23 protein-coding genes and 1 pseudogene are annotated in these 21,682 nt (G+C 74.0%); 10 read left to right on the top strand and 14 right to left on the bottom strand.

The genetic code is table 11. The features are described from left to right. The first annotated feature begins 54 nt into the window (after positions 1-54). Positions 55-1,134: a zinc-binding dehydrogenase gene (locus ACFWJO_RS11285; protein WP_386864446.1), complete on the top strand. Its 1,080-nt coding sequence runs from the start codon at positions 55-57 to the stop codon at positions 1,132-1,134. A 76-nt stretch (positions 1,135-1,210) separates the two neighbouring features. On the opposite strand, the gene ACFWJO_RS11280 is transcribed toward ACFWJO_RS11285, so the two are convergent. The 3 genes from ACFWJO_RS11280 to ACFWJO_RS11270 all read right to left on the bottom strand — a co-directional run bounded on the left by ACFWJO_RS11280 (position 1,211) and on the right by ACFWJO_RS11270 (position 3,726). Next, complete coding sequence (locus ACFWJO_RS11280) at positions 1,211-2,173, bottom strand: DMT family transporter (RefSeq protein WP_386864445.1); 963 nt, start codon at positions 2,171-2,173, stop codon at positions 1,211-1,213. A gap of 161 nt (positions 2,174-2,334) precedes the next feature. Further along, positions 2,335-3,033, bottom strand: a complete 699-nt coding sequence (locus ACFWJO_RS11275; RefSeq protein WP_386864444.1) for an ArsR/SmtB family transcription factor — start codon at positions 3,031-3,033, stop codon at positions 2,335-2,337. Positions 3,034-3,051: 18 nt separating this feature from the next. Then, on the bottom strand, positions 3,052-3,726 hold the full coding sequence (locus ACFWJO_RS11270; RefSeq protein ID WP_386864443.1) for a TetR/AcrR family transcriptional regulator: 675 nt from the start codon (positions 3,724-3,726) through the stop codon (positions 3,052-3,054). Between the two features lie 101 nt (positions 3,727-3,827). Here ACFWJO_RS11270 and ACFWJO_RS11265 point away from each other — a divergent pair, with 101 nt between their 5' ends. The 3 genes and pseudogenes from ACFWJO_RS11265 (at position 3,828) to ACFWJO_RS11255 (ending at position 5,956) form a co-directional block, all read left to right on the top strand. Next, positions 3,828-4,979: an acyl-CoA dehydrogenase family protein gene (locus ACFWJO_RS11265; RefSeq protein WP_386864442.1), complete on the top strand. Its 1,152-nt coding sequence runs from the start codon at positions 3,828-3,830 to the stop codon at positions 4,977-4,979. Between the two features lie 60 nt (positions 4,980-5,039). Beyond that, positions 5,040-5,255 (top strand): annotated as a pseudogene (locus ACFWJO_RS11260) (YiaA/YiaB family inner membrane protein); the annotation flags it as partial. Positions 5,256-5,329: 74 nt separating this feature from the next. Further along, on the top strand, positions 5,330-5,956 hold the full coding sequence (locus ACFWJO_RS11255) for a TetR/AcrR family transcriptional regulator (RefSeq protein WP_384416245.1): 627 nt from the start codon (positions 5,330-5,332) through the stop codon (positions 5,954-5,956). On the opposite strand, the gene ACFWJO_RS11250 is transcribed toward ACFWJO_RS11255, so the two are convergent. Next, positions 5,947-6,411 carry a MaoC family dehydratase gene (locus ACFWJO_RS11250; RefSeq protein WP_386864441.1) on the bottom strand — a complete coding sequence of 155 codons (465 nt, stop codon included), beginning with the start codon at positions 6,409-6,411 and terminating at the stop codon, positions 5,947-5,949. The two genes, ACFWJO_RS11255 and ACFWJO_RS11250, sit on opposite strands and share 10 nt — an antisense overlap. 103 nt (positions 6,412-6,514) lie before the next feature. Between ACFWJO_RS11250 and soxR the strand changes: the two genes are divergently transcribed. Further along, positions 6,515-6,979, top strand: a complete 465-nt coding sequence (gene soxR, locus ACFWJO_RS11245; protein ID WP_386864440.1) for a redox-sensitive transcriptional activator SoxR — start codon at positions 6,515-6,517, stop codon at positions 6,977-6,979. A 57-nt stretch (positions 6,980-7,036) separates the two neighbouring features. Here soxR and ACFWJO_RS11240 read toward each other — a convergent pair whose 3' ends face one another. Then, positions 7,037-8,110, bottom strand: a complete 1,074-nt coding sequence (locus ACFWJO_RS11240) for an RNA ligase (ATP) (RefSeq protein ID WP_386864439.1) — start codon at positions 8,108-8,110, stop codon at positions 7,037-7,039. Between the two features lie 153 nt (positions 8,111-8,263). Between ACFWJO_RS11240 and ACFWJO_RS11235 the strand changes: the two genes are divergently transcribed. Next, a complete protein-coding gene (locus ACFWJO_RS11235; RefSeq protein WP_386864438.1) occupies positions 8,264-8,476 on the top strand; it encodes a hypothetical protein in 213 nt (70 codons plus the stop codon). Here the strand turns inward: ACFWJO_RS11235 and ACFWJO_RS11230 are convergent. The 4 genes from ACFWJO_RS11230 to ACFWJO_RS11215 all read right to left on the bottom strand — a co-directional run bounded on the left by ACFWJO_RS11230 (position 8,422) and on the right by ACFWJO_RS11215 (position 12,542). Beyond that, on the bottom strand, positions 8,422-9,141 hold the full coding sequence (locus tag ACFWJO_RS11230; protein ID WP_386864437.1) for a 3-keto-5-aminohexanoate cleavage protein: 720 nt from the start codon (positions 9,139-9,141) through the stop codon (positions 8,422-8,424). The genes ACFWJO_RS11235 and ACFWJO_RS11230 overlap by 55 nt on opposite strands. After that, positions 9,141-9,752, bottom strand: a complete 612-nt coding sequence (locus tag ACFWJO_RS11225) for a hypothetical protein (RefSeq protein WP_384416232.1) — start codon at positions 9,750-9,752, stop codon at positions 9,141-9,143. Before ACFWJO_RS11225 ends, ACFWJO_RS11230 begins: the two co-directional genes overlap by 1 nt. 105 nt (positions 9,753-9,857) lie before the next feature. Then, positions 9,858-11,105: a serine-threonine protein kinase gene (locus ACFWJO_RS11220; RefSeq protein ID WP_386864436.1), complete on the bottom strand. Its 1,248-nt coding sequence runs from the start codon at positions 11,103-11,105 to the stop codon at positions 9,858-9,860. A gap of 180 nt (positions 11,106-11,285) precedes the next feature. Continuing rightward, positions 11,286-12,542: an exo-beta-N-acetylmuramidase NamZ domain-containing protein gene (locus ACFWJO_RS11215; protein WP_386864435.1), complete on the bottom strand. Its 1,257-nt coding sequence runs from the start codon at positions 12,540-12,542 to the stop codon at positions 11,286-11,288. 186 nt (positions 12,543-12,728) lie between these two features. On the opposite strand from ACFWJO_RS11215, the gene ACFWJO_RS11210 reads away from it, so the two are divergent. From ACFWJO_RS11210 to ACFWJO_RS11200, 3 genes are read left to right on the top strand one after another with little or no spacing between them, the layout of a single operon-like run. Further along, positions 12,729-13,493, top strand: a complete 765-nt coding sequence (locus ACFWJO_RS11210) for an SDR family oxidoreductase (protein WP_386864434.1) — start codon at positions 12,729-12,731, stop codon at positions 13,491-13,493. After that, positions 13,490-15,190: an AMP-binding protein gene (locus tag ACFWJO_RS11205; protein WP_386864433.1), complete on the top strand. Its 1,701-nt coding sequence runs from the start codon at positions 13,490-13,492 to the stop codon at positions 15,188-15,190. The genes ACFWJO_RS11210 and ACFWJO_RS11205 overlap by 4 nt, the downstream gene beginning before the upstream one ends. 56 nt (positions 15,191-15,246) lie before the next feature. After that, the gene (locus ACFWJO_RS11200; RefSeq protein ID WP_385693561.1) at positions 15,247-15,840 is read left to right on the top strand and encodes a TetR/AcrR family transcriptional regulator; all 594 of its coding nucleotides are present in this window, start codon (positions 15,247-15,249) and stop codon (positions 15,838-15,840) included. Positions 15,841-15,893: 53 nt separating this feature from the next. On the opposite strand, the gene ACFWJO_RS11195 is transcribed toward ACFWJO_RS11200, so the two are convergent. After that, the gene (locus ACFWJO_RS11195) at positions 15,894-17,108 is read right to left on the bottom strand and encodes an acyl-CoA dehydrogenase family protein (RefSeq protein ID WP_386864432.1); all 1,215 of its coding nucleotides are present in this window, start codon (positions 17,106-17,108) and stop codon (positions 15,894-15,896) included. A gap of 6 nt (positions 17,109-17,114) precedes the next feature. Then, entirely contained in the window at positions 17,115-18,167 is a 1,053-nt protein-coding gene (locus tag ACFWJO_RS11190; RefSeq protein ID WP_386864431.1) for a phosphotransferase family protein, read from the bottom strand. Positions 18,168-18,317: 150 nt separating this feature from the next. Between ACFWJO_RS11190 and ACFWJO_RS11185 the strand changes: the two genes are divergently transcribed. Beyond that, positions 18,318-19,625, top strand: coding sequence for an enolase C-terminal domain-like protein (locus ACFWJO_RS11185; RefSeq protein WP_386864430.1), 1,308 nt, complete (start codon positions 18,318-18,320; stop codon positions 19,623-19,625). A 139-nt stretch (positions 19,626-19,764) separates the two neighbouring features. On the opposite strand, the gene ACFWJO_RS11180 is transcribed toward ACFWJO_RS11185, so the two are convergent. From ACFWJO_RS11180 to ACFWJO_RS11170, 3 genes are all read right to left on the bottom strand, one after another. Then, positions 19,765-20,676: an MBL fold metallo-hydrolase gene (locus ACFWJO_RS11180; RefSeq protein ID WP_386864429.1), complete on the bottom strand. Its 912-nt coding sequence runs from the start codon at positions 20,674-20,676 to the stop codon at positions 19,765-19,767. A gap of 128 nt (positions 20,677-20,804) precedes the next feature. Continuing rightward, positions 20,805-21,101, bottom strand: coding sequence for a hypothetical protein (locus ACFWJO_RS11175; RefSeq protein WP_386864428.1), 297 nt, complete (start codon positions 21,099-21,101; stop codon positions 20,805-20,807). A 189-nt stretch (positions 21,102-21,290) separates the two neighbouring features. Next, positions 21,291-21,623 (bottom strand): DUF202 domain-containing protein, encoded by a 333-nt coding sequence (locus ACFWJO_RS11170; protein ID WP_386864427.1) that lies wholly within the window; start codon positions 21,621-21,623, stop codon positions 21,291-21,293. Between the last annotated feature and the right edge of the window lie 59 nt (positions 21,624-21,682).

The following is a 21,682-nucleotide window of genomic DNA, read 5'->3' as shown; positions in this document are numbered from 1 at the left end:
GCTCCGGTTCTCAGCGCCGTACCCCGCGTCGTCCGCACAGAAGGAGCCCCACGCGTGATCCGCGCCGCCGTCCTGCCCGCCGTCGGCTCTCCCCTGGAGATCACCGGCATCCATCTGCCCGAGCCCGGACCCGGGCAGGTCAGGGTCCGCCTCGCCGCCGCAGGCGTCTGCCACTCCGACCTGTCGCTGTCCAACGGCACCATGAGGGTGCCGGTCCCCGCCGTCCTCGGCCACGAGGGCGCCGGTACGGTCGTGTCCATCGGCGAGGGCGTCAGCCACGTCGCGCCCGGCGACGGCGTGGTCCTCAACTGGGCGCCGTCCTGCGGCGCCTGCCACCACTGCGGGCTGGGCGAGGTGTGGCTCTGCGCGAACGCGCTGACCGGCGCCGCGAACGTGTACGCCCGCACGGAGGACGGGACCGCACTCCACCCCGGCCTCAACGTGGCCGCCTTCGCCGAGGAGACCGTCGTCGCGGCCGACTGCGTGCTGCCCGCCCCCGACGGGGTGCCGCTCACCGACGCCGCCCTGCTCGGCTGCGCGGTCCTCACCGGCTGGGGCGCCGTCCACCACTCGGCGCGGGTGCGGGCCGGCGAGTCCGTCGCCGTCTTCGGCGTCGGCGGCGTCGGCCTCGCCACCCTCCAGGCCGCGCGGGTCGCCGGGGCCTCGACGATCGTCGCGGTCGACGTCTCGCCCGAGAAGGAGGCCCTGGCCCGGGCCGCGGGAGCCACCGACTACCTCCTCGCCTCCGAGACCACCGCCAAGGAGATCCGGCAGCTGACCGGAGGCCACGGCGCCGACGTGTCCGTCGAGTGCGTCGGCCGCGCGACCACCATCCGTACGGCCTGGGAGGCCACCCGGCGCGGCGGTCGCACCACCGTCGTCGGCATCGGCGGCAAGGACCAGCAGGTCACCTTCAACGCCCTGGAGATCTTCCACTGGGGCCGCACCCTGTCCGGCTGCGTCTACGGCAACTCCGACCCGGCGAGGGACCTCCCGGTCCTGGCCGAGCACATCCGGGCCGGCCGCCTCGACCCGGGCGCCCTGGTCACCGAGCGGATCACTCTGGAGGGCATCCCGGTCGCCTTCGAGAACATGCTCGCGGGCAAGGGCGGCCGGGCGCTCGTCGTCTTCTGACGGCCTGCTTGCGAGGGCCGCCCCTTGCCGGCGGCCTTCGTCCGTCCGCCCGCTGCCGAAAGCTCCTGCCGGCCGGCTACTCGCTGACGGCGGCCTGCTCGGCCGCGGCCGCGGGCTTCATGACGGTCCGCGGCCGGGACCGGGACACCGCCACGCCCGCCAGGCACAGCGCGCCGCCGGCGAGCGTGAGCAGCCCCGGCAGCTCGCCGAGGAGCACCCAGGCCATCAGGACGACCAGGGCGGGCACGGCGTAGGTCGTCGCGCCCATCCGTCCCGCGGTCGTACGGGCCAGGGCGTAGGCCCAGGTGGTGAAGGCGAGGGCGGTCGGGAACACCCCGAGGTAGACCATGTTGAGCGTCGCCGACAGCGGGGCCCGGCCCGCCTCCTCGACCAGCTGCCCGGCGAACGGCAGACAGGCCACCGCCCCGATCGCGCAGCCGAAGGTGGTCACCTGGAGCGCGCTGCCGTGGGCCAGGGCCGGCTTCTGGGAGACGACCCCGCCCGCGTACGCGAGTGCGGCGAGCAGACACAGCACCACGCCGAGCACCGAGGCGTGCCCCTCGCCGGAGCCGGCCGACATCGACAGGCCGACCGCGACGGCACCCGCGAAGGACACCGCCATGCCGGCGAGCAGTCGCGGCGGCAGGGACTCCTTGAGGAACCGCGCGCCGAGCAGGGCGATCAGGATCGGACCGATGTTCACGACCATCGCGGCCGTACCGGCGTCGACCTCCTGCTCGCCCCAGTTCAGGACGACCATGTAGACCCCGAACCACAGCAGCCCGGACGTCACGATCCCGGGCCAGGCCGCTCGCGGCGGCAGCCCCTCGCGCCGTATCAGCAGGACGGCGCCGAGGACCAGGGCGCCCGCGAGGAGCCGGCCGAGGGCGAGCGCGCCGGGGGAGTAGGCGGCGCCCGCGCTGCGGATGGACACGAAGGCCGAGGCCCACAGGACGACGGTGACGGCCGCGGCGGCGAGCGCGAGCCGCGAGGTCCGGCCCGACGCGCCCATCGAGCCCGTCTCGCCCGAGGCGCCCATCGAGCCCGTCGCGCCCGACGGACCGGGGGAAGAGACAGGAGCGGAAGGCGAAGAGGACGAGGCAGCGGAAGAGGAAGAGGAAGAGGTGGACGACATGGCACGACCGTAGGGCGCGGACCGTTCGGCGGTCACCGCAATATCGCGTGCGGCGCCGGGCCGGCTCACCGGAGCACCGCCGGCTCGATGCCGAGTGCCGAGTGCAGGGCCCGTTCCCCCTCCGGCGTCACCTTCACCGCCCGCTCCGACCCGATCCGTACGCACCAGCCCTCGTCCAGCGCGTGCCGGCACAGGGCCGCGCCCGCGAGCCCCGCGAGGTGCGGCCTGCGCTCGGTCCAGTCGAGGCAGCCGCGCGCGACGGGCCGCCGCCCCCGGCCCGGTGCGAGCGGGACGCCCAGGTCCTCGAACCAGGCCAGGCCGTCGTCGGTGAGCGCGAACCCGGTGTCCTGGCGCAGCAGTCCCCGCGCGGTCATCGCGTCGGTGATCGCGATCCCGAGCCTTCCGGCGAGGTGGTCGTAACAGGTGCGCCCGCGGGCCATGGCCTGCCCGGCACTCGCGGCCCGCAGGGTCCGCGGCGCCTCGGGCACGGCCGGCTCCGCGCGGGCGGCCAGGTCCTCGACGAGATGCGCGATGCCGGGGTCGGCGAGCCGTACGTAACGGTGTCTGCCCTGCCGCTCTTCCGCGAGCACCCCGCCCGCGACGAGCTTCCCCAGGTGCTCGCTGGCGGTGGACGGCGCCACCCGCGCGTGCCGGGCGAGCTCCCCGGCGGTCCAGGCCCGTCCGTCGAGCAGGGCGAGCAGGAAGGCGGCGCGGGTCTCGTCCGCGAACAGGGCGGCGAGTGCGGCGAGGTCTTTGGGGGCCATGCCGTCAGGGTGCCGCACTCATCCTTCGGTCGTCGCCGAAGTGTCGCGGGCTCCGGCCTCGTACTGCAGCGCGAGGCCGTCGAGCAGGGCCCGCAGTCCCGTCGTGAACGCGCTCTCGTCGACCTGTTCGCGGCGCTCGGCGAGCAGGTGGGCCTGGCCGAGGTGCGGGTAGTCGGCCGGGTCGTAGGCGGTCTCGTCGTCGACGAAGCCGCGGGCGAAGGAGCCGAGCGCGGAGCCGGTGATGAAGTAGCGCATCAGGGCGCCGATGCGGGTGGCCTGGGCCGGCGGCCAGCCGGCGCGGACCATCGCGCCGAAGACCGCGTCGGCGACCTTGAGGCCGGCCGGGCGGCGGCCCGGCCCCTGGGCGAGCAGCGGGACGAGGTTCGGGTGGTCGGTGAGCGCGGCGCGGTAGGAGACGGCCCAGTCGTGCAGGGCGGTGCGCCAGTCGCGGGAGTCGTCCGGCGCGAACATCGACAGGTCGACCTTGGCGCTGACGCCGTCCGCGACGGCGTCCAGGATCTCGTCCTTGGTCCGGAAGTGGTTGTAGAGCGAGGGGCCGCTGACGCCCAGTTCGGCCGCGAGGCGCCGGGTGGAGAGGGCGGCGAGCCCCTCGGCGTCCACGAGTGCTCCCGCCGTCTCGACGATGCGGTCTCGGCTGAGGAGGGGCTTGCGCGGTCGGGCCATGGCGCACATAGTAGGCGGCAGCGAAAAAACTAGCAGTGGTAATTAAAGTGGCGGCGAAGCCGGGACGACGACCGTTTCCCGGCCGCCGGCCGGCGGCGGAAGGTGGCGCGATGAACCTGGAGCTCAGCGAGGAGCAGGAGGCCGTGCGACGGCTCGCGCGGGACTTCGTCGCCCGCGAGGTCGCCCCGCACGCCGTCGAGTGGGACCGCGCCGAGAACGTCGACCGGGCGATCGTGAAGAAGCTCGGCGCCGTCGGCTTCCTGGGACTGACGGTCCCCGAGGAGTACGGCGGATCCGGCGGCGACCACCTCTCCTACTGCCTCGTCACCGAGGAGCTCGGCCGGGGCGACTCCTCGGTCCGCGGCATCGTCTCCGTCTCGCTCGGCCTGGTCGCCAAGACCATCGCCTCCTGGGGGAACGAGGAGCAGAAGCGCACCTGGCTGCCCCGGCTCACCTCCGGCGAGGCGGTCGGCTGCTTCGGCCTCACCGAGCCCGGCACCGGCTCCGACGCCGGGAACCTGGCCACCCGGGCGGTCCGCGACGGCGACACGTACGTGATCGACGGCGGCAAGATGTTCATCACCAACGGCACCTGGGCCGACGTCGTGCTGCTCTTCGCCCGCACCGGCGCCGCGCCCGGCCACAAGGGCGTCTCCGCCTTCCTGGTCCCCGCCGACACCCCCGGTCTCACCCGCCGCACCATCCACGGCAAGCTCGGCCTGCGCGGGCAGGCCACCGCCGAGCTGGTCCTGGAGGGCGTCCGCGTGCCGGCGAGCGCGATGCTCGGCCCGGAGGGCAAGGGCTTCTCCGTCGCCATGTCCGCCCTCGCCAAGGGCCGGATGTCGGTCGCGGCCGGCTGCGTCGGCATCGCCCAGGCCGCCCTGGACGCGGCGGTGCGGTACGCGGGGGAGCGCGAGCAGTTCGGCCGGCCCATCGCCTCGTACCAGCTGGTCCAGGAGCTCATCAGCGACATCGCCGTCGACGTGGACGCGGCCCGGCTGCTCACCTGGCGGGTCGCCGACCTCGTCGACCGCGGCCAGGAGTTCGCCACCGCAGCGTCCAAGGCCAAGCTGTACGCCTCCGAGGCCGCCGTGCGCGCGGCGAACAACGCCCTCCAGGTCTTCGGCGGCTACGGCTACATCGACGAGTACCCGGTCGGCAAGCTGCTCCGGGACGCCCGCGTCATGACCCTCTACGAGGGCACCAGCCAGATCCAGAAGCTCATCATCGGGCGGGCGCTGACGGGCGTCTCGGCGTTCTGAGTACGCCCTGAGTACGAGGGCGGATGTGGCGGGGGCCACATCCGCCCGATGCTGTTCGGCATGAGCCACCCACTCGTCAAACAGCAGCAGAACACCGCCGCCTACTACGTGCAGGCGGTCGTCTCCTTCGGCCTCGCCCTCCTGGCCGTGACCGTCGGGATCTACAAGCTCGACGCCAGTGCCTGGGTCCGCGCCTTCCTCGCCGTGGCCGTGCTCTACCTCACCACCTCGGCCTTCACCCTCGCCAAGGTCGTCCGCGACCGGCAGGAGCTCGGCACCCGCAATCTCTAAGCGCTTGCTCACCGTCGTTGTATGGTGTTCGTCCCTGACGGCCCGAGGAGGAGTGTGCGATGAGCGCGGCGGAGGAGACGCCCGGCGGCGAGGACATGCCGTGGGGCGAGGTCACGCCCGAGGCCGCCCGGCGGCTGCTGGTCGCGGCCGTCGACGCGTTCGCCGAGCGCGGCTACCACGCCACCACGACCCGGGACATCGCGGGCCGGGCCGGCATGAGCCCGGCCGCGCTCTACATCCACTACAAGACCAAGGAAGAGCTGCTCCACCGGATCAGCCGGATCGGCCACGACAAGGCCCTGGAGATCCTGCGGGCCTCCGCCGACGGCCCGGGCACGGCCGCCGAGCGGCTCGCCGACGCGGTGCGCTCCTTCGTCCGCTGGCACGCCGAGCGCCACACCACGGCCAGGGTCGTGCAGTACGAGCTCGACGCGCTCGGTCCCGAGCACCGCACCGAGATCGTGGCGCTGCGCCGCGAGTCGGAGGCGACCGTGCGGCGGATCCTCAACGAGGGCGTGGCGGCAGGGGAGTTCGACGTCCAGGACGTGGCCGGCACCACGGTCGCGGTGCTCTCGCTCTGCATCGACGTCTCGCGCTGGTTCAACACCCAGGGCCGTCACACCGCCGACGAGGTCGGCGCGCTCTACGCCGACCTCGTCCTGCGGATGGTCGGCGCTCAGAAGTAGTAGCGGGAGACCGACTCCGCGACGCAGACCGGCTTGTCGCCGCCCTCGCGCTCCACCGTCACGGTCGCCGTGACCTGCACCCCGCCCCCGGCCGCCTCCGTCACCTCGGTGAGGACGGCGGAGGCGCGCAGCCGCGAGCCGACCGGCACGGGAGCGGGGAAACGGACCTTGTTGGTGCCGTAGTTGAGGCCCATCTTCATGCCCTCGACCCGCATGATCTGCGGCACCAGGGCCGGCAGCAGGGAGAGCGTCAGATAGCCGTGGGCGATGGTCCGGCCGAACGGGCCGGCCGCGGCGCGCTCCGGGTCGACGTGGATCCACTGGTGGTCACCCGTGGCATCGGCGAACTGGTCGATCCGCTTCTGCTCGATCTCCAGCCACTCGCTGTGCCCCAGCTGCTCGCCGATCGCGGCGCGCAGCTCCTCGGCGGAGGTGAAGATCCTCGGCTCGGCCATGTTCCCGCTCCCTCTCAGGTGGACGTGTCTAAGCGCTTGCTCAGCATGTGCGGCGAGCGGTCTCCTGTCAACGGAACGGACCTCCTCACGTAGGCTCGGACGAGTGCCGCAGATTCCCGAGAAGATCCACGAACTGACCGTCGGCCAGCTGTCCGCGCGCAGCGGGGCGGCCGTCTCGGCCCTGCACTTCTACGAGGCGAAGGGCCTGATCAGCAGCCGCCGCACCAGCGGGAACCAGCGCCGCTACGGCCGCGACACGCTGCGCAGGGTCGCCTTCATCCGCGCCGCCCAGCGGGTCGGCATCCCGCTCGCCACCGTCCGCGACGCCCTCGCGCAGCTCCCCGAGGAACGCACCCCGACCCGCGAGGACTGGGCCCGGCTCTCGGGCACCTGGCGGACCGAGCTGGACGAGCGGATCAAACAGCTCGGGCGGTTGCGGGACCATCTCAGCGACTGCATCGGCTGCGGCTGTCTGTCCCTCGAGAACTGCGTCCTGTCCAACCCCGACGACGTCTTCGGCGAGCGGCTCACCGGCTCGCGCCTGATGCCGGAACGCAAGGACGCATGACGAACAGGGACCCGCCACCCCCGTGGGCGGGCCCCTGCTCGGTCCGGGAAGCGGGCGTCACTCGTACTCGGTGCCGCCCTTGCGGGTCAGGTACGCGGGGCTGACCGCCTTCGCTATCGCGCGTCCGCCGGTGACCGGGCTGTACCGCTCGGCCGCCGGGCGGATCACGACGCCCTCACGCAGGTGCAGCTCGCGCCCGGACACCGTCTCCCGGCCGCTCGCGAGGGCCAGGACGGTGTCCAGGTCGTACGGACCGGCGTAGAGCCGCGGGACGAGCGGCAGTTCGCCCGGCTCGAGCACCTCGGCCGGATCCAGCCACCGCACCTGCCCGTCGATGTCGGCGGACAGGTCGAACAGCGCGAAGCCGACGCCCTCCTCGGCGCGGGCGTTCGCCCCGTACGCCAGGTCCTGCACCCCGGCGCCGTACACCTCGCCGAACAGGCCGACGCGCCGGGCGCCGAGGCGGGCGGCGAGCCGGGCGGCGACGGCGGACAGGCCGTGGCCGTGGACGGCGCGCCAGTACAGGTTGCGCGGGTCCTCCTTCAGGGCCAGGCCCTTCGCGCCGAAGCCCTTGGACGAGACGACCGTCCGGCCCTCCTCGGCGAGATAGGTGACGAGGCAGGCCGTGCCGTGCAGCTTCTCGGTGAGGACCACCGGCTCGCCCGGCTCGAACACGTCCGGGAAGCGGTGCAGGTTCTCGATCTCCACCCACGGCAGCAGATCCGGTGCCGCCTCCACGTCCCCGCTCATCGTCGGCGGGACCGGCGGCGCCCACTTGGTGATGCCGAGCAGCTCCGCGAAGTCCGTGCCGTCCTGCGCCGCCTGCTTCAGGTCCACGCCGTCGAGCGCCTTCGGCAGGCACACCAGCCCCTGCGACAACTCCCCGCGCAGCCGTACCGCCTTGACCCGGTCCGAGGCCTTCCCGGCGAGCCGCCCGGTCAGCCCCAGCTCCTCGACGAGCGGGGCGGGCAGCACGGCCTGTTCCGGGATGTAGAGCGCCACGTCACCGGTGCGGAAACGGCCCTTCGCGACGACCGCCCGGTAGAGGCCGACCTGCGCGAGTTCGAGCGCGTCGGCGTTGGGGTGGTCGTGGACGGTCAGGGTCTCGGCGGTGACGCGCAGCGTGGACATTCAGAACTCCGGCAGCTCGGTGGGTTTTCCGTGTGTGGTCATCGCCGCACACTCTGACGGCTCCAATTCCGCTGGGCGAACGGTTTGTCGGCTGGTAGCGTCGCTCTCTTCGCCGGGCGCCGGCCCGGCGGAGTCCCGTCAGGACCCGCCGCCATGACCGGCACGCCGCTCCCTCCCGCCCTCGCCGCCGCCCTCCGTCGCGTCGAGGACGTCTTCCGCGGGATGACCGCGCCACCCGCCGGATGCTCGCACTGCTACGGCGCCGAGGAGTTGGCGCTGCTCGCGGTGCCGTACGAGGAGCGGTGGCTCCGCTACGACGAGACGGTCGCCCGGGCGGACTCGGCGAGGGCCGCCGAGACCAGCTGAGCGTTGGAGCCGGCCCGCGTCCTGTCCGGGAGCAGCAGGGTGTCCTCCAGGCCCGTGCGGGCGGCCAGGCCCAGGCGGCGGGCCAGGCGGAAGAGCGGCCACGCCGCGCCGTCGCGTCCGTGGAGCAGGACCGGCCGGGCGTGCGGCGAGCGGGCGAGCGTCGCGAGGAGGGCGAGTGCCGCCTCCTCCGACCCGGCCTCGGCCAGGACCCGCGGCACGCGCGGGGCCGTCGAGGAGCGCAGGAAGCGCGCCGGACCGTCGGTGCCCTGGCGCAGGACCGCGTCGACCGCGACGCCCCGGTCGAGCAGCGCCGTCGCGAGGGCCTCCGCGCCCGGCTCGTGCCAGGCGACCGTCGCGCGGTCCGGCAGCACCGTCCAGGAGCGCACCCGCGCGAGCCTGCGCACCGGGTCGGGCTCCGCGCGGGCGCCGGTCGACACGCTCAACGGCACGCCGGCGCCCACGGCCGCGCGGATCGCGGCGAGCGTGTCGGCGAGCACCCGCGGCGAGAGGGTGTCGCTGCCGCAGGGCGTCCTGGGGTGGACGTGCACCTCGTCCGCGCCCGCGGCGACCGCCGCGGCCGCCGCCTCGGCCATCGCGACCGGGGACATCGGCACTCCGGCCGCGTCCCCGGGCCCGCGGCCCCCGTTGAGACACACCTGGAGCATCAGGCCACCGACGCCAGCCGGGACGTCACGTCACCACGGGTCCTGGCGAGCGCCCGGGGCGTCAGCACGCCCCGCGGTATCAGCACCCCGCAGTCCTCGCACACCGGCCCGAACCACGGCTCGTCCCGCAGCTCCGACCGCCACTCGATGCGCGGGCCCGCACACACCGGGCAGTGCTCGCCCGGGCCGTTCCGCAGCGCCTCCACCAGCCTGCCCACCACCTCCGGCAGCGGCTCCGAGGGATGGCGCGCCGGGTCGTCGCAGCGGGCCACCCCGTTGCCGCCCCAGATCCTGCGGTGCCACTCGTCGAGCCCGCCCGGCCGGCGCAGCCCGCCGTGTTTCTCGCGGCGCCGCCGCTCGGCGAACTCCCTCTCGTACGCGAGCCACACCGAGCGGGCCGCCTCCAGCTCGTCGAGCGCGGCCACCAGGCGGCTCGGATCCGCCTCCCGGTCCTCGGGACCGAATCCGTGCCTCCGGCACAGATGGTCCCAGGTCGCCCGGTGACCGTAGGGCGCGAACCGCTCCAGGCACTTGCGCAGCGAATACCGTCGCAACGCCGTGTCGCACCCCGGATCGCGGACCTGTCTCGCGAGACTCCGGAACCCGGCCATCGTCTGCCACCTCCGTCGCTAGCACTCCGGCGATATGAGAGGGACGAACGAGCGGCGCTTCCTGTTCCATCGACCCGCGAAACAGGCCACCGTGGCCGGGCGGCGTCAGTCGAAGCGGCCCGCCCGGGCCACCAGCCGGGCCAGTTCCTCGTGGCAGATGTCGCTGTGCTCGGCCACGACCCGCGCCGCGTCCACGCTCACGCAGCCCGAACCGGGCAGCCCGTCCCGCAGCACGGCCTCCAGCGTGCGGGCGGCCGCGCCCGGCACGCCCTGGACGCCGTCGTGGCCGACGGCCCACCAGCGCCGGTCGTCGCCGAGCAGCGACGCGTCGTCCCGGGCCAGCCGGGAGGCCAGCGGGTAGAACACCCGCAGCGCCTTGTCGTGGTGCGAGTGGCAGGCCACCAGCGGACCGTCGACCCGGCTCTGGAGGCCGCCGAGCGAGCCGCGCCGGTCCTGGTCGTGCGGGAGCCGGTCCGCGAAGGCGTAGTGCGAGAAGGCGCCCTGAAGGAGCGTCACCGACTTCACGGTGCGGACGCCGGCGGGCAGCCCGCGCAGGGCGTGCGCGACGAGCCGTGCGCCGAAGCTGTGGCCGACGAGGTGGACGCGCAGCTCCGGGGCCCGGCGCCCCAGGTCACCGAGCAGGGGGCCGAGGCCGCGCTCGCCGACGACGCCCGCCCGGCGCTTCATCGTGAAGTACGTCGCCTGGCGGAGCGCCTCCTTCGCGCCCTTCCACAGCCGCGTGACGCGGTCGCCGCCGAACAGCGACTCGGTGCCCGGGCCCGCCCCCGGAGCCGCCGCTGCCGCTGCCACCGCCGTGGCCTGGGCGTCGGCCACGGCCGCCGTCCCGGCCTCGTGGGCGTCGGCGAACATCGCGTACACCGTCAGCGGGTCGGCGACCAGGAACGCGGGCACCTCGGTCGCGACCAGCCCGGCCTCCTCCGTGCCCGTCAGCTCCCTCAGCAGCCCCGCGAACTCGGCGAACGCCGCCTCGTCCGCCGGTTCCCGCGCGAGCAGCTCCGCGATCCGGGTCACCGCCGCCGTCCGGCCGGGGACGACCGCGGCCAGCGTCGCGTAGTCCGGCACCCGCTCGTCCGAGAACATCATCGAAGGCCAGACCAGGCCCGCGTACCCGAGCCGCGTCCCGCCGCCGGTCACCCCGGGGAACGGGGCGAAGAAGCGGTCGAAGAGGCCGCTCGCCACCGCACGGGAGTTGTTCCAGCCGTGCGCGAAGAGCACCAGGTCCGTGCAGCCCCGCCGGGCCAGCGACGCGAGCGCCTCCGCCTGGCCCGCCGGTCCGTCGCCGTCCTTGTCGAAGTCCACCTCGCGGTACGGCTCGACACTCGTCACCGTCATGGGCCCGTCCCTCCGCGTCGAGGTGCGCCGTTGGCACCGGCATTCTTCCCGCGCGGAGGTACGGCCAGTCGTCGGACAGCCAGGTGCGCCGGCGCCCGGCGGTGTCCCCCTCAGGGTCCGGGGGCGGGCGGGACGGGCCCGCCCGGCCTCCGGAGCCGAGGATCGGTACGAGGACGGGCACTAGCGGTACATCAGGTACTCCCGCCGCACCGCCCGGAAGGCCGCGAGGTCCGTCTCCCAGGCGGCGACCACCTCGTCCGTCGTCGCGCCCGCGTCGATCAGCGTCCGCACGCGGGCCGAGCCGGTCAGCTTGTCGATCCAGTGGTCCGCGCGCCACGCGAAGCCGCTCCAGCTGCGGCGCGCGGTGACGAGCAGCGCGATCCCGGTCCGCACCGGGTCGAAGGCCTCCCGGTCGTGCACCATCAGCTGCACCCCGCCGACGGTCTTCCCCTGGAACTTCGAGAAGGTCGGCGCGAAGTACGCCTCCCGGAAGCGGACGCCCGGCAGGCCGAGCGCGTTCGCCGCCTCCGCCCACCGGCCGTCGATGCCCTCCGCGCCCAGCAGCTCGAACGGGCGGGTGGTGCCGCGGCCCTCGGACAGGTTGGTGCCCTCGAAGAGGCAGGTGCCGGAGTACACGAGGGCGGTGTCGGGCGTCGGCATGTTGGGGCTCGGCGGCACCCAGGGCAGCCCGGTCGCGTCGAAGAAGTCGTCGCGCCGCCAGCCGCTCATCGCGACCGTCTCCAGCGGCACCGGCTTCGTCAGGAACTCGCCGTTGAAGAGCCGTGCCAGCTCCGCCACCGTCATCCCGTGCGCCTGCGCGACGGGCTCGCGGCCCACGAAGGTCGCGAACGCCCGGTCCAGGACCGGGCCGAGCGCGGCCCGCCCGGTCACCGGATTCGGCCGGTCGAGGACCACGAAGCGCTTGCCCGCGAGCGAGGCCGCGGCCATGCAGTCGTAGAGCGTCCAGATGTACGTGTAGAAGCGGGCGCCCACGTCCTGGATGTCGAACACGACCGTGTCCACGCCCGAGGCCGTGAAGACGTCCGCGAGCGCCTGACCGCTCTTCAGGTACGTGTCGTAGACGGGCAGCCCGGTCGCCGGGTCGTCGTAGCGGCCCTCCGAACCGCCGGCCTGGGCGGTGCCGCGGAAGCCGTGCTCGGGGCCGAAGACGGCCACCAGGTCGACGCGTTCGTCGGCGTGCATCACGTCCACGACGTGCCGGGCGTCCGCGGTGATGCCGGTCGGGTTGGTGACCACGCCGACCCGCCGGCCGGCGAGCTGCGCGTAACCGTCGGCGGCGAGCCGCTCGAAACCGGTCCGCACCCGGCGGCCCCGGCCGGGCGGCGCGTCGGCGGCGGCCGGACCGGCCCCCGCCGCCACCGCCGCCGCGCCGAGTGCACCGCTCGCGGCCAGCAGACCCCGTCTGGACAGGCTCATGAAGAAACCTCCTTGATCGCCTTCCGTGACATGCCCACGCACGCTAGCGCCGCCGCGCTCCCCGCGGAACGAGGCGTACCGCGAAGCCGTGCGGGACCCGTGGAGGGAGGGTGCGCCGCACCCTTCCCCGGCTCCATACCGACCGGTTAGTCTGCCCGCACAACCGCGAGCGAGAGGTGGGCCGGGATGAGTTCGGTGCAGGGTGCGGGAGTGGTCGTCACGGGGGCGGGAGGCGGTATCGGGGCCGCGCTCGCCCGGCGGTTCGCCGCCGAGGGCGCGCGCGTCGTCGTCAACGACCTCGACCCCGGCCGCACCAAGGCCGTCGCCGAGGAGATCGGCGGCCTCGCGGTGCCCGGGGACGCCTCCGCGGTCGTCGAGGAGGCCCGGGAGGCCCTGGGCGGCACCGTGGACGTCTGGTGCGCCAACGCCGGACTCGCCTCGCCCGGCGACGCCTTCGCCGAGGAGGACGTGTGGGCGGCCGCCTGGGACGTCAACGTGATGGCCCACGTCCGCGCCGCCCGCGCCCTGCTGCCCGACTGGCTGGAGCGCGGCAGCGGCCGCTTCGTCTCGACCGTCTCCGCCGCGGGACTGCTCACCATGATCGGCGCCGCCCCGTACAGCGTCTCCAAGCACGGCGCGTACGCCTTCGCCGAATGGCTCTCGCTCACCTACCGCCACCGCGGTCTGAAGGTCCATGCCATCTGCCCGCAGGGCGTGCGTACGGACATGCTCACCGCGGCAGGATCGGCGGGCGACCTGGTGCTCGCGCCGACCGCCATCGAGCCCGAGGACGTCGCCGACGCGCTCTTCGAGGCCATGGCCGCCGACCGCTTCCTGGTCCTGCCGCACCCCGAGGTGGCCGACTACTACCGGGCCCGGGCCACCGACCCCGAGCGGTGGCTCGGCGGCATGAACCACATCCAGCGCACGTGGGAAGGAGCCGGCGCATGACCCAGGACACCGCTGCCGGGAAGGGCTCGATCTACGCCGCCAAGCCCTGGCTCGGCCGGCTCAGCGAGGCCCAGCGGGCCCCGATCGACCCGCCGCCCACCCTCCTGCACGCCTTCCGGGCCGCCGTCGCCCGCACGCCCGGTCATCCCGCCCTCGCCTACTTCGACGGCCGGATCAGCTACCGCGAGGCCGACGCCCTCTCCGACTCCGTCGCCGGCCACCTCGCCGCCCGCGGCGTCGAGCGCGGCGACCGCGTCGCGGTCATGCTGCAGAACAGCCCGCACTTCGTCCTCGCCCTCCTCGGCGCGTGGAAGGCCGGGGCCACCGTCGTCCCGCTCAACCCCATGTACAAGTCGGCCGAGGTCCGCCACGCCCTGCGCGACTCGGGCGCCCGCGCCGTCGTCTGCTCCGACCGCGCGTGGGCCGGGCACGTGCGCGCCGCCGCGGCCGGCACCGGCGTCGCCGTCGCGCTCACCGCCGACGAGCGCCAGCTCCAGACCCGCGACGACCCGCGCGTCCTGGGCTTCGAGCCCGTCCCCCGCGACACCGGCACCGATGCCGACACCGGCGCCCATGCCGACGACCTCCTGGCCGTCGCCCGAGCCGGGCACCCGGCACCCGCGGACCGCGAGCTCACCACCGACGACATCGCCCTGATCAGCTACACCTCCGGCACGAGCGGCACCCCCAAGGGCGCCCTCAACCTCCACCGGGGCATCGTCCACAACGCCGAACGGCAGCGCACCGGCCATCCGGTGCCCCCCGGCGCCGGCTACTTCGTCCTCGCCCCGCTCTTCCACATCACGGGTCTCGTCTGCGAACTCGGCGCCTGCTTCGTCAACGCCGGCACCCTCGTCCTCGCCTACCGCTTCGAGCCCGGCGTCGTCCTCGACGCCTTCCTGGAGCACCGGCCCGCCTACACCGTCGGCCCGTCCACCGCCTTCATGGCGCTCGCCGCCCACCCCGCGGCGACGCCCGACCACTTCTCGTCCTTCCTGGTCGTGTCGTCCGGCGGCGCGCCCGTCCCGCCCGCGCTCGTCGAGAAGTTCCGGGCCGGCTTCGGCCCGTACCTGCGCAACGGCTACGGCCTCACCGAGTGCACCGCGCCCTGCGCCTCCGTACCGCCGGAGCACGAGGCACCCGTCGACCCGGTCTCCGGCACCCTGTCGGTCGGCGTACCGGGACCCGACACCGTGGTCCGCATACTCGACGAGGACGGCGCCGAGGTGCCCTTCGGCACCCACGGCGAGATCGCCGTCCGCGGCCCGCAGGTCGTCCCCGGCTACTGGGGACTGCCCGAGGCCACCGCCGCCGCCTTCCCCGACGGGGAACTGCGCACCGGCGACATCGGCTTCATGGACGAGGACGGCTGGCTGTACGTCGTCGACCGCAAGAAGGACATGATCAACGCCTCCGGCTTCAAGGTCTGGCCGCGCGAGGTCGAGGACGTCCTCTACACCCACCCGGCCGTCCGCGAGGCCGCCGTCGTGGGCGTCCCGGACGCCTACCGCGGCGAGACCGTCAAGGCGTACGTGAGTCTGCGCCCGGGCGCGGCGGCGGAGCCCGGCGAGCTCTCCGACTACTGCGAGCAGCGGCTCGCCGCGTACAAGTACCCGCGCGAGGTCGAGATCCTGCCGGAGCTGCCCAAGACGACAAGTGGGAAGATCCTCAGGCGGGACCTGCGGTCCCGGCAGTGAGCACCAGAAGCACCAGCAGCACGAGCGGCACCCGCGTGAACGAAAGGCGGCCCAGTATGGCCAGGACGACGGACGGGAACGGCACCCCCGTCCCCCAGAGGCTCCTCGCCGCCGCCACCCGGCTCTTCGCCGAGCAGGGGTACGACAGGACCTCCGTCCAGGAGATCGTGGAGGCGGCGGGCGTCACCAAGGGCGCCCTCTACCACTACTTCGGCTCCAAGGAGGACCTGCTCCAGGAGGTCTACGCCCGGGTGCTGCGCCTCCAGCAGGAGCGGCTCGACGCCTTCGCGGACGCCGACGCGCCGATCGAGGACCGGCTGCGCGGCGCCGCCGCGGACGTGGTCGTCACCACGATCGAGAACCTCGACGACGCGGCGATCTTCTTCCGCTCCATGCACCACCTCAGCCCGGAGAAGAACAAGCAGGTACGGGCCGAGCGGCGGCGCTACCACGAGCGGTTCCGGGCGCTGATCGAGGAGGGCCAGCGGTCCGGGGTGTTCTCCGACGCGACGCCCGCCGACCTGGTGGTGGACTACCACTTCGGCTCGGTCCACCACCTGTCGACCTGGTACCGCCCGGACGGACCCCTGACCCCGCAGCAGGTCGCCGACCACCTCGCCGACCTGCTGCTGCGGGCCCTGCGCCCGTAGATGGGTTGTGCCCGCCTCCCCAGGACCGGGGGGCGGGCACCTGCCGGGCTCCGTCAGAGGTACTTCTTCAGCTCCCGCCGGGCCAGCGAGCGCTGGTGCACCTCGTCCGGGCCGTCCGCGAGCTTCAGGGTGCGGGCCGCGGCCCACAGCTCGGCGAGCGGGAAGTCCTGCGAGACGCCGCCCGCGCCGTGCAGCTGGACGGCCTTGTCGACGATGTCGACGACCGCGCGCGGGGTGGCGATCTTGATCGCCTGGATCTCCGTGTGCGCGCCGCGGTTGCCGACGGTGTCCATCAGCCACGCCGTCTTCAGGACGAGCAGCCGCAGCTGCTCGATCGTGACCCTGGCGTCCGCGATCCAGTTCTGCACCACGCCCTGCTGGGCGAGGGACTTGCCGAAGGCGTGGCGGGACACGGCCCTCCGGCACATCAGCTCCACGGCCCGCTCGGCCATGCCGATCAGCCGCATGCAGTGGTGGATGCGCCCCGGCCCGAGGCGGGCCTGGGCGATCGCGAAGCCGCCGCCCTCCTCGCCGATCAGGTTGGCGGCCGGCACGCGGACGTCGTCGAACACCACCTCGGCGTGCCCGCCGTGGTAGTGGTCCTCGAAGCCGTACACCCGCATCGCGCGGCGCACCTCGACGCCAGGGGTGTCGCGGGGGACGAGGACCATCGACTGCTGGCGGCGGATGTCGGATCCGTCCGGATCCGTCTTGCCCATGACGATGAAGATCCGGCAGTCGGGGTTCATCGCCCCGGAGATGTACCACTTGCGCCCGCTGATGACGTACGAGTCGCCGTCGCGCCGGATCCGGGTCTCGATGTTGGTCGCGTCCGAGGAGGCCACCTCGGGCTCGGTCATGGCGAAGGCCGAGCGGATCTCGCCCGCGAGCAGCGGCTCCAGCCACTGCTTCTTCTGTGCCTCGTCGCCGAACTGGGCCAGCACCTCCATGTTCCCGGTGTCGGGGGCCGCGCAGTTGAGGGCGGTGGGCGCGAGCTGGGGGCTGCGGCCGGTGATCTCGGCGAGCGGCGCGTACTGGAGGTTGGTGAGCCCCGCCCCGTACTCCTCGTCGGGGAGGAAGAGGTTCCACAGGCCCTGGCGGCGGGCTTCCGCCTTCAGGTCCTCGACGACCGGCGGGGTGTCCCAGGGCGAGGCGAGCGCGGCCCGCTGCTCCTCGGCGACGGCCTCGGCCGGGTACACGTGCTCGTCCATGAAGGCGAGGAGCTTCGCCCGCAGTTCCTCGGTGCGGGCGTCGTACGCGAAGTGCATGACGGGTCAGCCTTCCTGGAGTTCCTGGTGGCCCTGGAGGGTGGTGAGGCCGTGCTCGATGAAGACGGGGACGAGCTCGCCGATCCGGTCGAAGCCGGCGCCGACGGTCTGGCCGAGGGTGTAGCGGTAGTGGATGCCCTCGAGGATCACGGCGAGCTTGAACCAGGCGAAGGCCGTGTACCAGCCGATCGCCCCGACGTCCCGGCCGGAGCGCTCGGCGTACCGGGCGATCAGCTCGGCGGTGCCCGGGTGGCCCGCGGCCGTCGCGGTGGTGGAGACGGGGGAGTCCGGCACCTCCAGCGGCGTGCTGTACATGACCAGCAGGCCGAGGTCGGTGAGCGGGTCGCCGAGGGTGGACATCTCCCAGTCCAGGACCGCCTGGATGCGGTCGTCCGCGCCGATGAGGACGTTGTCGAGGCGGTAGTCGCCGTGGATCACGGTGGGGGCGGGGGAGACGGGCAGCTCACGGCCCAGCGCGGCGTGCAGCTCGTCGATGCCGGCCAGTTCGCGGCCCCGTGAGGCGGCGAGCTGCTTGCCCCAGCGGCGCAGCTGCCGGTCCAGGAAGCCCTCGGGCCGCCCGAAGTCGGCGAGTCCGACGGCGGCCGGGTCGACGGCGTGCAGGTCGACCAGGGTGTCGACCAGGCCGAGGACGGCGGCGCGGGTGCGTTCGGGGCCCAGCGGGGCCAGCTCGGCGGCGGTGCGGTACGGGGTGCCCTCGACGAAGTCCATCACGTAGAACGGCGCTCCCAGCACCGACTCGTCCTCGCACAGCAGCACCGCCTCGGGCACCGGCACGGCCGTGGGGCCCAGGGCGCTGATCACGCGGTGCTCGCGCTTCATGTCGTGCGCGGTGGCCAGGACGTGGCCGAGCGGCGGGCGGCGGACGACCCATCGGGCGGTCCCGTCGGTCACGACGTACGTGAGGTTGGAGCGGCCGCCCTCGATCAGCCGGGCGGTGAGGGGGCCGGCGACGAGGCCGGGCCGCTCGCGGTCGAGGAACCGGCGCAGCGGACCGGGGTCGAGACCGGGTGGCGGGGGACCGGGCGGGGTGGTGGTCATACGGGCGTACCTCCGGGGTCGGCGTCGCCGTTCATGATGACCGACCAGTCGGTATGTCGTCCAGAGTGTGCCCCGTCGCTCGCCGGGCCGCCAGGGAAAGGCGATGCGCACCTCTGGTGCCCGATCCGCGTTCCTGAATAGGGTTCACATATGGATTCAGCGCTGCGCATCGACCATGTCCGGCTGACCCCCGTCCTCATTCAGGACCCACCCCTCCTCAACACCCAGGGCGTCCACCAGCCCTTCACCCCGCGCCTGGTGGTGGAGGTGGTCACCGCGGGCGGCGTGACCGGCCTCGGCGAGACGTACGGCGACACGGTGTACCTGGACCTGGCGCGGCCGCTGGCTGCCGCCCTTCCCGGGCGCTCGGTCACGGATGTGAACGGCCTGTTCGCGCTGGCCGCCGAGGTGTGCGGCGCGGCGGCGGCCGGGGACGCGGGCGAGCGGGTCGACGAGCGGGTCGACGCCGGCGGTCTGCGGGGCGTCCGGACCGCCGACAAGCTCCGGCTCTCCGTCGTCTCCGCCGTCGAGACCGCCTGCCTCGACGCCCTCGGCAGGAGCCTCGGCCTGCCCGTGCACGCCCTGCTCGGCGGCAAGGTCCGCGACGAGGTCGAGTACAGCGCGTACCTCTTCCACAAGTGGGCCGCCCACCCCGGCGGCGCCCCCGACGCCTGGGGCGAGGCCCTCGACCCGGCCGGCGTGGTCGAACAGGCCCGCCGCTTCGACCGCCTCCACGGCTTCGGCTCGTTCAAGCTCAAGGGCGGGGTCTTCGAGCCGGACCAGGAGATCGCCGCGATCCGCGCCCTCGCGAAGGAGTTCCCCGGCAGGCCGCTCCGCCTCGATCCCAACGGAGCCTGGTCCGTGCCGACCTCGCTCGCCGTCGCCCGCGAACTCGGCGACGTCCTCGAATACCTCGAGGACCCGTCGGCCGGCACCACCGCGATGGCGGAGATCGCCGCCCGTACGGACGTGCCGCTCGCCACCAACATGTGCGTGACCACCTTCGAGGAGGTGCCGGAGGCCTTCTCGCGCGGAGCGGTGCACATCGTGCTGTGCGACCACCACTACTGGGGCGGGCTGCACCGCACGCGCGAACTCGCCGCGCTCTGCCGCACGTACGGGGTCGGACTCTCCATGCACTCCAACACCCACCTGGGCATCAGCCTCGCCGCGATGACCCAGGTCGCCGCCACCCTGCCCGGACTCCACCACGCCTGCGACACCCACTACCCGTGGCAGACCGACGACGTGGTCACCGCCGCACCCGAGTTCCGGGCCGGCCGGCTCGCCGTCTCCGACGCGCCGGGCCTCGGCGTGGAACTCGACCGCGACCGGCTCGCCGACCTCCACCGCCGCTGGTGCGAGGACGACGGCCGGATGCGCGACCGCGACGACGCGGCGGCGATGCGGGCGGCGGACCCGGACTGGCAGACCCCGCCCCCGGGGCCGCGCTGGTGAGGACGGGGGCGGAGCCGGAGCCGGAGCCGCGCTGGTGAGGACCGGGCGGGGGCCGTAGCCGCCCCTCCCTGGCCTGCGCTGGAAGGACCGGGACGGGGCCGGCCGGTCAGGCGTCCCCGTCCCCGGGCGTCGGACGGACCTACGCGTGGCAGGCCACCGGCATCCCGCCGTTCATCGCGGCCATGTCCCCGAACACGGCCGCCGCGTCCAGCGGGTGACCCTCCGGCAGCCCGTCCAGCTCCGCGTACGCGCGGTGCAGATTGGCGACCAGGCGCTCGCTCTCCTGCCACGCGGCGAACTCGCCCAGGTCCGCCCGGCGCGCCGTCTCCAGCGGCGTCGCGCCCTTGGCGTGGCCCTCGGCCGCGAGTTCGCCCACCCAGCGCAGATAGCGCTCGGTCGCGTCGTACGCGGACGGGTCGGTGACCCGGCCGTGCCCCGGCACCACCGTGGACGCGTCCAGCGTGCGCAGCAGTTCGAGCGCGCGCAGCGAACCGGCCAGCGAGCCCATCGGCAGGAACGGCGTGCCGCCGTGGAAGATCAGGTCGCCGGTGAACACCACGCCCTGCTCGGGCAGATGGACGATCGAGTCGCCGGTGGTGTGCGCGGGACCCGGGTGGATCACCCGTACCTCCGTCTCCCCGACGTACAGCGTCAGACGGTCGCCGTACGTGAGGTCCGGCGGCAGGATCTCGACCTCGCCGAAGTCGGTCTGCGGCCAGATGAGATGGAGCTGCCGCCCGGCGGCCAGCTGCTCGGCGCGGCAGTTGTCGTGCCCGACGATCCGGGCCTCGGGCCGGAACACCCCGTTGCCGTAGGTGTGGTCGCCGTGGTGGTGGGTGGAGACGATCGTGCGCGGCAGGGCGAGGCCCGCGTCGAGGACGGCGGCGCGCAGCAGCCTGGCCCGGCGCTCGGTGGCGGCGGTGTCGACGAGCAGGGACTCGCGGCCGTCGCCGACGAAGCCGGCGTTGTTGAGGCACCAGCCCCCGTCGGGCTGGACGAAGGCGTGGACGTTCGGCGCGACGGCGACCACGTACGGCTCGGTGGCAGACAAAGGGAATCCCCCGGTTGAGAGCCCTGACCGGACAGGGCTGGGCAGGGGGAAGCGTGCCAGCAGGTCCCGGCCCGGGGGAAGTCGGTCTGCTGCTGCCGTACGTCTGGGGTCCGTCCGCCGGACAGGCCCTAGTGGTCGTCCCAGTGGTTGCCGTGCTCGGCGTGCCGGTGTCCGTCGTGCAGGTAGTCGACGTGGTCGCCGTGCGTCACGCCGGTGTGCCCGCAGTCTGGCCCGTGGGTGTGGTCGGGATGGGTGTGCGGGACGTGGGAGGTGGGCTCGCACTCGTCCCAGTGCCCGGCGTGCTCGCGGTGCAGATGGCCGTCGTGGGCGTAGTCGACGTGGTCCCGGTGCGTGACCGCGGTGTGCCCGCAGGACGGGCCGTGGGTGTGCGCGTGGGTGGGGTGCTCATGATGGAGAACGGTCATGGCTCCGCCTCTGGCAGGGGTCGGCTGTCCACCTCAGGCTAGTCCGGAATGCCCGTAAGGGCAGATTCGGGCGGATATGCCCGACTGGGCGGGTCAGGCCTCCTTCCCAGGGAGGCTGCCCCGGCCCCGGCCCCGGCCCCGGCCCCGGCGCGGGGCCGGCGCCGGGGGTCGGCCATGGGGGCCCGTCGCTCAGAGCAGCACCGCGACCGCGAAACCCGCGAACGCCACCGTGCACGTCGCCGCGAGCAGCGCGCCCCGGCGCGACAGGGCCGGCGGCCGCGCCGCGCCGAGGGACTGGATCCGGCGGTGCGCCACCGCGAGGAAACCGATGCACACCAGCGCCGAAAGGCCCGCCGCGACGAGCCCGGGCGCCGTCACGTCGTCGTGGATCGCCTGCTTGCCCGCGAGCACCGCCACCACCGTGGCGGACAGGGTGGTGCGCCGCCAGGCCAGCCGGGTCCGCTCCGGCTGCAGCCCGGGGTCCCGGGCGACCGCCGCAGCGGAGGGCCCGGCGGTAGTCACCCCACGACACAAACCAAGAAAAAAACAACCACCAGCGCCAGCGGGAAAAAAGCCAACGA

Origin of the sequence: Streptomyces sp. NPDC127092, assembly GCF_042722475.1 — a bacterium.
In the GTDB taxonomy this organism is placed as follows: Bacteria; Actinomycetota; Actinomycetes; order Streptomycetales; family Streptomycetaceae; genus Streptomyces.
Note: the sequence above shows the minus strand (reverse complement) of the source record. Positions and strands in the feature narration are given on the sequence as shown.

Coding starts and splice junctions, on each gene's coding strand:
- ACFWJO_RS11280 (WP_386864445.1), bottom strand. CDS start 2,173: ATGGGCGCCTCGGGCGAGACGGGCTCGATGGGCGCGTCGGGCCGGACC.
- ACFWJO_RS11275 (WP_386864444.1), bottom strand. CDS start 3,033: ATGGCCCCCAAAGACCTCGCCGCACTCGCCGCCCTGTTCGCGGACGAG.
- ACFWJO_RS11270 (WP_386864443.1), bottom strand. CDS start 3,726: ATGTGCGCCATGGCCCGACCGCGCAAGCCCCTCCTCAGCCGAGACCGC.
- ACFWJO_RS11265 (WP_386864442.1), top strand. CDS start 3,828: ATGAACCTGGAGCTCAGCGAGGAGCAGGAGGCCGTGCGACGGCTCGCG.
- ACFWJO_RS11255 (WP_384416245.1), top strand. CDS start 5,330: ATGAGCGCGGCGGAGGAGACGCCCGGCGGCGAGGACATGCCGTGGGGC.
- ACFWJO_RS11250 (WP_386864441.1), bottom strand. CDS start 6,411: ATGGCCGAGCCGAGGATCTTCACCTCCGCCGAGGAGCTGCGCGCCGCG.
- ACFWJO_RS11240 (WP_386864439.1), bottom strand. CDS start 8,110: ATGTCCACGCTGCGCGTCACCGCCGAGACCCTGACCGTCCACGACCAC.
- ACFWJO_RS11235 (WP_386864438.1), top strand. CDS start 8,264: ATGACCGGCACGCCGCTCCCTCCCGCCCTCGCCGCCGCCCTCCGTCGC.
- ACFWJO_RS11230 (WP_386864437.1), bottom strand. CDS start 9,141: ATGCTCCAGGTGTGTCTCAACGGGGGCCGCGGGCCCGGGGACGCGGCC.
- ACFWJO_RS11225 (WP_384416232.1), bottom strand. CDS start 9,752: ATGGCCGGGTTCCGGAGTCTCGCGAGACAGGTCCGCGATCCGGGGTGC.
- ACFWJO_RS11220 (WP_386864436.1), bottom strand. CDS start 11,105: ATGACGGTGACGAGTGTCGAGCCGTACCGCGAGGTGGACTTCGACAAG.
- ACFWJO_RS11215 (WP_386864435.1), bottom strand. CDS start 12,542: ATGAGCCTGTCCAGACGGGGTCTGCTGGCCGCGAGCGGTGCACTCGGC.
- ACFWJO_RS11210 (WP_386864434.1), top strand. CDS start 12,729: ATGAGTTCGGTGCAGGGTGCGGGAGTGGTCGTCACGGGGGCGGGAGGC.
- ACFWJO_RS11205 (WP_386864433.1), top strand. CDS start 13,490: ATGACCCAGGACACCGCTGCCGGGAAGGGCTCGATCTACGCCGCCAAG.
- ACFWJO_RS11200 (WP_385693561.1), top strand. CDS start 15,247: ATGGCCAGGACGACGGACGGGAACGGCACCCCCGTCCCCCAGAGGCTC.
- ACFWJO_RS11195 (WP_386864432.1), bottom strand. CDS start 17,108: ATGCACTTCGCGTACGACGCCCGCACCGAGGAACTGCGGGCGAAGCTC.
- ACFWJO_RS11190 (WP_386864431.1), bottom strand. CDS start 18,167: ATGACCACCACCCCGCCCGGTCCCCCGCCACCCGGTCTCGACCCCGGT.
- ACFWJO_RS11185 (WP_386864430.1), top strand. CDS start 18,318: ATGGATTCAGCGCTGCGCATCGACCATGTCCGGCTGACCCCCGTCCTC.
- ACFWJO_RS11175 (WP_386864428.1), bottom strand. CDS start 21,101: ATGACCGTTCTCCATCATGAGCACCCCACCCACGCGCACACCCACGGC.